Raw genomic sequence first — 7,836 nt, forward strand, 5'->3', positions numbered from 1 at the left:
ACAAAGATATATGCTCGGCTGCGGCTTCAAAATTTCATGTAGTTAAAAATAAGATCAAAAAAATAAAATTTAAGAAGATAAAAAAGTAGCCTAAATTTGAAGCTCTACACTTCGCTTCATACCAAAAAATTTTTTATATTAAGGTATGTAAAAATAAAGTTATAAAATACGCAAGAATTCTCTTTAATCTATATGTTTATTAAAGAGAATTCACTTACATTACTTCTTGCCAAATTTAGCTAACGCTCTTTGGTAGTCCTCTTCGCTGTCGATACCGATACTTTGGCTCTCAACCTCCAGCATCGCTATCTTTTTGCCATTTTCTAAGGCGCGCAGCTGCTCGAGCTTCTCAGTATTTTCAAGGCTTGAAGGCATGAGCGCGCAAAACTCTTTTAAGCTCTTTACACTGTATCCATAGATGCCAAGGTGAGCCTTGTAGTTTTTGCACTCACTTCTGTTAAATGGTATCCTCGATCTTGAAAAATAAAGCGCATAGCCCTCAAAATCAGTCACCACTTTGACTAAATTTTTATCATCCGCAAACTCATCGTCCATCATTTTGTAGCAAGAAAACATAAAGGCTTTCTCCTTGTTTTGCTCGCAAAATGCCCTAAATTTGGCGATATTTTCAGGCTCTATAAATGGCTCGTCGGCTTGCACGTTTATGATGATCTCGCTCTCGCTTAGCCCCAAAATTTGCGCCGCTTCGTTTATCCTATCAGTGCCACTTTGATGATCTTTGCTAGTTAGCACCGCTTTTATGCCATGAGCCTTAGCGATATCAAGCACGCTTGGCTCATCCACAGCAACCGCCACATCATCCACGCCGCTTACTCTAAGAGCCGTCGCCACAAACATCGGCACGTCGTTTATCTCTTTTAAAATTTTATTACTAAACCTTGTTGAGGCAAGGCGGGCTGGGATGATTATCATCGCTCGATCCATTCTAGGACGCACTTTTCTATCTCGTCCTCTTTTATGATATTTTTATGTAAAATTTTCGCACTAAATAGTGAGTTTATCGAGCTTGGCACGCTGTCATTTAAGATTTTAGCGGTCTTTGCCAGCGCATCTTTTTCATCTTTTGTATCTTTGATCTGGCACGCTTTGATCATGCTTGGCGTAAATTTCACCCAGTGCGCAGTCGATGTGATGACATTTATGCGGCTAGCATCCACCATTTTAAAGCAAGTAGCCGTATGCGGATCGATCGCGTAGCCGTCCTTTGCAAGCTTTGCGATATATGCCTCGCACTCATTATCATCGCACCAGCTAGCCTCAAAGTCCTCTTGTAGCGCTTCAAGCTCTTGCTTGATAAGCTTATAAAATTTATTTTTGGCTAGGCTTTGCATGAGTTCATTTGTTCGCCCGCTACCAAATTTATCAAACAGCAAGCGCTCGACATTTGAGCTGATCAAGATATCCATGGCTGGGCTTATCGTCTTAACCAGCTTTTTGTCCCTGAGGTCGTAAACGCCGGTGGTGAAAAACTGCGTCAAGATGTTGTTTGCGTTTGAGGCGATCTTGATCTTGCCGATCTTTGCGCCCATTTTTTTAGCGTAATACGCCCCAAGAGCATTGCCGAAATTTCCGCTTGGCACGATGATGTCAAAGCTCTCGTTTGCCTTAAGCGCCTTTTGTTTTAGCAAATTTGCGTAGGCGTAGGCGTGGTAGATGATCTGAAAGAGAATTCTTCCAAAATTTACTGAGTTTGCCGCACTTAGTTTAAGGCGCTTTTTCTTAAGCTCAGCCTTAAATTTATCATTTGCAAGCAGCGTTTTTAGCGCCTTTTGAGCGTCGTCAAAGTCGCCTTTTATGCCAAAAACCTTTAAATTTTCACCCTGCATGGTCTGCATCTGAAGCTTTTGAACCTCACTCGTACCGCCGTCTGGGTAGAGGCAAACGACCTTGATATTTTCGTCATTTGCAAAGGTTTGAAGTGTCGCAGGGCCCGTGTCACCGCTAGTTGCGCACATGATAAGGTATCTTTCGCCCCTCTCTTTTGCTAACTGACTAAGTAGCGAGCCAAAAGGCTGAAGCGCCATATCCTTAAATGCCCTAGTTGGGCCGTGATAGAGCTCATTTACATATAAATTTTTATCTATTTTTTTAAAAATGACTGGGTGCTTGGATCATCAAAGCTTGCGTATCTTTTGAGCGCTTTTTTGAAAAATGCCTCTGGCACGTCAAATTTAAATAACGAGATGATGTGAAGTGCGAGCTTTTCGTAGCTTAGGCTTGAGAGCTCTTGCCACTTTGCCTTTGTGATCTTTGGTAACTTCTTTGGCGCGTAAAGTCCGCCGTAAGCAGAGCTTGGGCTAAGCATGGCTGTGCTTAAATTTACATTTTTTACCTTTTCATCTTTCACGCTTCTAGTTGGTGTTAGTCTCATTTTTTGCCTTTTTTGGTTGATTTTTTTATCCAATTTTCGTATTTTTTAAAAACCTCTTTTGGCTTAAGCGCCAAAATTTCTGGGGTTTCGTAGCTGTGGTGCTTTCTTATAAATTTAGCTACTTTTTTAAATTTCGCGTCCGTTTTTATGAGTAAAATTTGCTCTTTTTCATCACAAAGCTTCTCTTGCCAAAGATAAATGCTCTTTGCGCTAAAACTACTCACACAAGCTGCAAGTCCCTTTTTCACGAGCTTTTTGCTTAGTTTTTTTGCCTCTTTTTTCTTTGCGACTGAGGTGATTAAAATTCTCATTTTGATCTAAATTTTCCTTTTAAAAAGTGGCTCATTATAACAAAATGGGCTTAAATTTGCTGCGCTAAAACCTTTTTAAACTCCTCGCTTAACGTAACTTCAAGCGTGATAAGCGAAACTCTCAGCCCAAAGTCCTTTACCTTTACATAGTCCTTTTGCGTCATCAAAAGCGAGGTCGCGCCGTAGGTTTGTAAAATTTCACTTAGCTCTTCTTTTGAAAAGTCGTAGTGATCAGGGAAAAAGACCTGCCCCACGCAATCGCTAAAAAATGCTTCAAGACGCGCTGGGTTTGCTATGGCGGTTACTAGCACCATTTTTTCGCTTTTGTTTAAAATTTCGCTCTTTCTAAAGTGAGTTTGCCCTTCACGTGCGATGAAATCACCAAATTTATAAAAGCTAAATGGATATCTATAAGCCCCGCTTGGCAGGCAAAGCTTTAGCTTTGGCTCAGGGTTTGGGCGCACCAAGATGTCAAATTTGGCTATATCAAATTTAGAAAATCCATCATCCAGCAAGATATACTTCGCGCCGTGAGTTTTGGCGTAGTTTATCGCTACTTTTCTATCTTCGCTCACTATCACATTTGCGTTTTTGATGCTTGTAGCGTATATCATCGCCTCATCGCCGCTTGCTGCTACGTCAAGTAAGATTTCTCCATCTCTTGCGACAACTTGCATACCTTTGCTCTTTCTTTTATAGCCTCTAAGGATGATAAAAGCGCCCTCGTAATTTTTAGCGATAGCGACGCAAAGTGGGGTTTTTCCGCTTCCTCCAAGGGTTAAATTTCCAACGCTTATTATTTTTATACCTAGATCTTTTTTTTGCGCGCTAAATTTCTTGCAAATAACGACTAGAGCGTAAATAAGACTTAGTGGCAGAAGTAAAAATGCTAGTAAAATTTGAAAGAAATTTGGGCGAAAGAAGTAGTCATTCGCCCAAGAGTGCAAAAGGATGTTAAGTTTCTTAAACACGTGATTTAGAAATTTCTTTTACCGTGTTGCAGATGTATTGCACCTCTTCGTCGCTCAAACTATGATAGATAGGTAGCGACAGGACTTGTTGATACGCTTTTAGAGCATTTGGGAAGTCATTTACTTTAAGTGAATATTTATTTTTATAATAGCTTAGCAAATGTATCGGTATGTAGTGCAGCGAAGTGTGAATTCCACGCTCCAAAAGCTCTCTAGCAAAGCTGTCGCGGTTTTTATTTATCTTGATGATGTACTGAGTGTAGATGTGCTCGCGTTTTTTGACCGGAGTTGTGATGTTGTGACACTCTTTAAGCTCTTTATCGTAAATTTCAGCGATCTTTTTTCTACGTTTTATAAGCTCGTCTGTCTTTTCAAGCTGAGCGATAGAAAATGCCGCATTTATCGAGTTTATGTCATATTTTAAACCGATATCAACAACGTCGTAGATGTAGCTTAAGCTACCAAATTTATCTATACCATTTATAAGGGCGTAGTTGCGAAGCAGTTTTGCTTTTTTATAGACCTCTTCGTCATTTGTCGTGAAAAATCCAACTGTTGAGATAGGATTTTGCACACGTGAGTTTGTCTGAAAGCACGATAAGAACGAGTCTGAACCAACCTTTTTACCATTATATGTTAGTCCTATAGCCCTATTTGCATCGTCTAAAACAACGATGCCATATTTTTCGCAGATAGCCTTTATCTCGTCAAGCTTAGCACTTTGTCCAGCGATATGCGAGATAAAAGCGCACTTTAGTTTTTTGTGATTTTGCTCTTTTAGCACCTTTTCAAGGGCTTCTGAACTGATGTTAAAATCCTCTTCATCGATATCAACGAAAATTGGCTCAGCATCAAAATGTCTAACAGCCTGAGCAATGCTAGGGAAGGCATTTACTGAGCAGATGACCTTGTCACCACGCTTTGTATCCATAGCGCTTAGAGCCAGATGATGCGCTGCTGCGATGTTGTTTGTAGTGATAACAAATTTAGCACCAAAGTACTCTTTGATCTTTTCTTCAAATTTAGCAACTGTATCAGTAGCATTTTCAGAACGCAAAGCCTCCTCTATAAGCTCACTTTCACGCTCAGTGATAGTCGGTTTGTAAAACGGAATTTCTCTCATATCAAATCCTTTTAGATTTTTACTATCAACGGCATTTGTCGTTTAAACCTGTTTGACACAACTCTATTTTCTATATCCAAGACCGCTTTTGATCCAAACTTTTTGATGACTTGCTCCTTGTTATTTTCTAAATTTTGTAAAATCTCGTCGATAACAGCATAGCTGTAACCTATGTCCCCCTCGTCGCTTTGCCCATCCCAAAGATCGGCCGAAGGTGCCTTGTCTATAAAATTTTTATCAACGCCAAGATGTTTTGCAAATTCAAAAATTTCACTCTTATAAAGCTCACCGATAGGGTTTATAGCGCATGCCAAGTCCCCAAATATCGTGCCATATCCAAGCATAAGCTCACTTTTGTTGCTTGTGCCGATGACTAGAGCGTTTATACTAGATGAATAATCATAAAGCAAGCTCATTCTAACTCTAGCTGCTAAATTCCCTTTTCTTAAATTGCTTAAATTTGCATCTATCGTTTCGCAAAAGGCATTTAAAATGCCCTCTATAGATAAAACCTTGTATTTTATGTTTAGTTTTTTGCATAAATTTAAGGCATCGTCCATATTTTGTCTGTTTGATAATGCTGTTGGCATGATGAGTGCATGAGTTTCATCTGGCTTTGCTCTCGCACAAAGTGTCGCAACCACAGCAGAATCAATACCACCGCTTACGCCTAATAGTAGTTTTTTACCTTTAGTTTTATCTTTTAAGCTAAAAACTAAGGTTTCTTCTATTTTTTGATACCCCTTCATTGTCCCTTTGCCTAAATTTGCTTCCTTTTTTAAAAATTATACTAATTAAATTTAAAATTTTTCTTTAAGTTTAAGTAAAAAGATGCAAATATTTAAGAAATGATAAATTTAAGGTAAAAAATGAGAGTAATGTATAAAAATTTTGGCGATTTTGGGACAAATTGCTACATTATTACCAAAAATGGCTCAAGTTTGGTGATAGATCCAGGCGATGGGGCAAAAGAGTGGGTTTTGCAAAATGCAAAAAATTTAAAGGCGATACTTTGTACTCATGGACATTTTGATCATATTTACGACGTGAGCGAGCTAAAAAATGAGCTAAAAATCCCAGTTTATATCAATAAATTTGATGCTTTTATGTGTGAGAGTGACATTTTTGGCTATATGAAAAATACCTTTGTGCCAGATGTTTTGGCTCAAGGCGATGAGAGCTTTGTGGTAGATAACTTCTCTTTTAAATTTCACCATTTCCCAGGACACACACCAGGTTGCTCGATGATAGAGATAGAAGACGCGATCTTTAGTGGAGATTTTTTATTTAAAGGTAGCATCGGGCGCTGGGACTTTCCATTTTCAGATAAAAATGAGATGCTAAATAGTTTAGAAAAATGCAAAAATCTAAAGGGCAACTTCGCACTTTACCCAGGACACGGCGAAAGCAGCACGCTAAAAGCCGAACAACAAGAGCTTGATAGATGGGTAGAGATCATAGAAAAAAGTTAATATTCTTAGTTAAGAAAACTATTAGACTAAATATATATTTTCTATAAAGTACTTGTAAAATTTTGATTTTATGAAAAAGATTTATGTTTAAAAGAAGATCCGAGCGAAAGCTCGCTCGGATAAATGTTTTTAGAAGCTATATTTTGCTTCAAATCTGATACGATCTTGTTTAAAGCTTGCGCCATCTTTTTTGTCTTTAGCAGCTGCATACCAAGAAAGGAATGTAAGCTTTTTGCTGTATTTGTAGCTAGCATCAAGAGACCATTCGTTTCTTTTTGCTCTCTCTTTGCCAAGCGCATAGCTTGTACCCTTACCTTGAGTATATCCAGCACCAAAGCCAAATTTATCTATATCATATCCAGCATTAACAAACCAGTAGTCGTTGTTGCCTTTAATATTATTATAGTATTGTTGGCTACCACTCATTGCGCCATTTAGGATCTTAGCTGGGTTGATTAACTGTCCATTTGCGTCAATTGAAGTAAATGCAATTTTGTCTTTATTTTTAGCGTCATTGTCTTTATTTTTAGCATCAAAATCTAAGTAACCAGCATTAAGTTTAGCACCAAATAGTTTTGTGCCAGCTTGAACTGCCCAGAAATTAGCATCAGCTACTTTTTTATGATCTGAGTCATTATGTACATATTGACCCTTTAAGTTTAGATTCACATCATCAGTTACATTAAAACTTACGCCAGCTTCAGCACCGTAAAGTGTAGCAAGTTCTTGAATATTTGTAATCGCTACTTTGAATGATACTGGATCATAGCTACCCATAGCACCTAAGTTATAGATATTGCCAGCAACATCACTAAATTCAGCACTGCCAAGTCTTGACAATAATGGGCCATCTATATCTGGGCTTTTAGCTTTATATTTAATGTGTCCAAATTTATCATATTGTATATTGTTTTTTTTGTCTTTTAATATTTCAGCATCGTTATCAATAGCATCATAAGCAGCAGCTGTTAAAGTAAGACCAGGTATGTCAGTATTTGCTACCTTTAGACCAGTACCAGCTATATCACCATCATCATAGAATGTCTTAATAAGCTGTTTACCAGCTGTAACGGTAGTGTTGCCTGCTTTATATCCTAGATACATCTCATAAACACCGAATGTTCCTGTTGTATCTGTTCTATCTGTACCAGCACCTGCATTATCACCAGAATTATCTGTAGCAGAATATCTTAGTCTCAAAACACCAAAAAAGTTATCATCGATCGCGGCTTTAAATGCTGTTTCCATTCTAAATGCATGACCAGCACTACTACCTTTTACAGTATCATTAACTTTTGAATTTTTAGTACTATCATTTGTATAGCGATATCTTGCAAATCCTGAAAGATCTACATTTTTTATAGCTTCTTCAAGTGGAGTTGCACTTGCAACGCTTGAAAATGCACCTAAAGCAACCAAAGCAGCTAAGCTAACTTTTGTAAGTTTCATCTAAATCTCCTTTTGATAAAAATGTTTTGAAAGGATATTATCATAGAAAATTAATTTTATAGCTTAAATTTTGTTAAAAATTTCAAAAATTATTACCGATTGTTTACCAAAATAAGAT

The 7,836-nt window shown here is 37.9% G+C and carries 7 protein-coding genes and 1 pseudogene; 1 reads left to right on the forward strand and 7 read right to left on the reverse strand.

Annotated elements, in window-relative coordinates; all coding sequences use genetic code 11:
• Positions 1 to 219 precede the first annotated feature (219 nt).
• From kdsB to CYO90_RS05330, 6 genes and pseudogenes are all read right to left on the reverse strand, one after another.
• Entirely contained in the window at positions 220 to 933 is a 714-nt protein-coding gene (kdsB, locus tag CYO90_RS05305; protein ID WP_103578737.1) for a 3-deoxy-manno-octulosonate cytidylyltransferase, read from the reverse strand.
• Positions 930 to 2,392: pseudogene (thrC, locus tag CYO90_RS05310) on the reverse strand (threonine synthase). Before thrC ends, kdsB begins: the two are co-directional and overlap by 4 nt.
• Complete coding sequence (gene cutA / locus CYO90_RS10795) at positions 2,389 to 2,703, reverse strand: divalent-cation tolerance protein CutA (protein ID WP_103578738.1); 315 nt, start codon at positions 2,701 to 2,703, stop codon at positions 2,389 to 2,391. The pseudogene thrC and the gene cutA overlap by 4 nt, the downstream one beginning before the upstream one ends.
• A gap of 50 nt (positions 2,704 to 2,753) precedes the next feature.
• Positions 2,754 to 3,674 carry a tetraacyldisaccharide 4'-kinase gene (locus CYO90_RS05320; protein WP_103578739.1) on the reverse strand — a complete coding sequence of 307 codons (921 nt, stop codon included), beginning with the start codon at positions 3,672 to 3,674 and terminating at the stop codon, positions 2,754 to 2,756.
• Entirely contained in the window at positions 3,667 to 4,797 is a 1,131-nt protein-coding gene (locus CYO90_RS05325; RefSeq protein WP_103578740.1) for a DegT/DnrJ/EryC1/StrS family aminotransferase, read from the reverse strand. The genes CYO90_RS05320 and CYO90_RS05325 overlap by 8 nt, the downstream gene beginning before the upstream one ends.
• An 11-nt stretch (positions 4,798 to 4,808) precedes the next feature.
• Positions 4,809 to 5,546: an NAD+ synthase gene (locus CYO90_RS05330; protein ID WP_103578741.1), complete on the reverse strand. Its 738-nt coding sequence runs from the start codon at positions 5,544 to 5,546 to the stop codon at positions 4,809 to 4,811.
• Positions 5,547 to 5,666: 120 nt separating this feature from the next.
• Between CYO90_RS05330 and CYO90_RS05335 the strand changes: the two genes are divergently transcribed.
• Positions 5,667 to 6,269: an MBL fold metallo-hydrolase gene (locus tag CYO90_RS05335; RefSeq protein ID WP_103578742.1), complete on the forward strand. Its 603-nt coding sequence runs from the start codon at positions 5,667 to 5,669 to the stop codon at positions 6,267 to 6,269.
• 129 nt (positions 6,270 to 6,398) lie between these two features.
• Here CYO90_RS05335 and CYO90_RS05340 read toward each other — a convergent pair whose 3' ends face one another.
• Positions 6,399 to 7,718 (reverse strand): major outer membrane protein, encoded by a 1,320-nt coding sequence (locus CYO90_RS05340; protein ID WP_103578743.1) that lies wholly within the window; start codon positions 7,716 to 7,718, stop codon positions 6,399 to 6,401.
• Positions 7,719 to 7,836: the final 118 nt, after the last annotated feature.

This window comes from Campylobacter concisus (assembly GCF_002913745.1).
Lineage (GTDB): Bacteria > Campylobacterota > Campylobacteria > Campylobacterales > Campylobacteraceae > Campylobacter_A > Campylobacter_A concisus_R.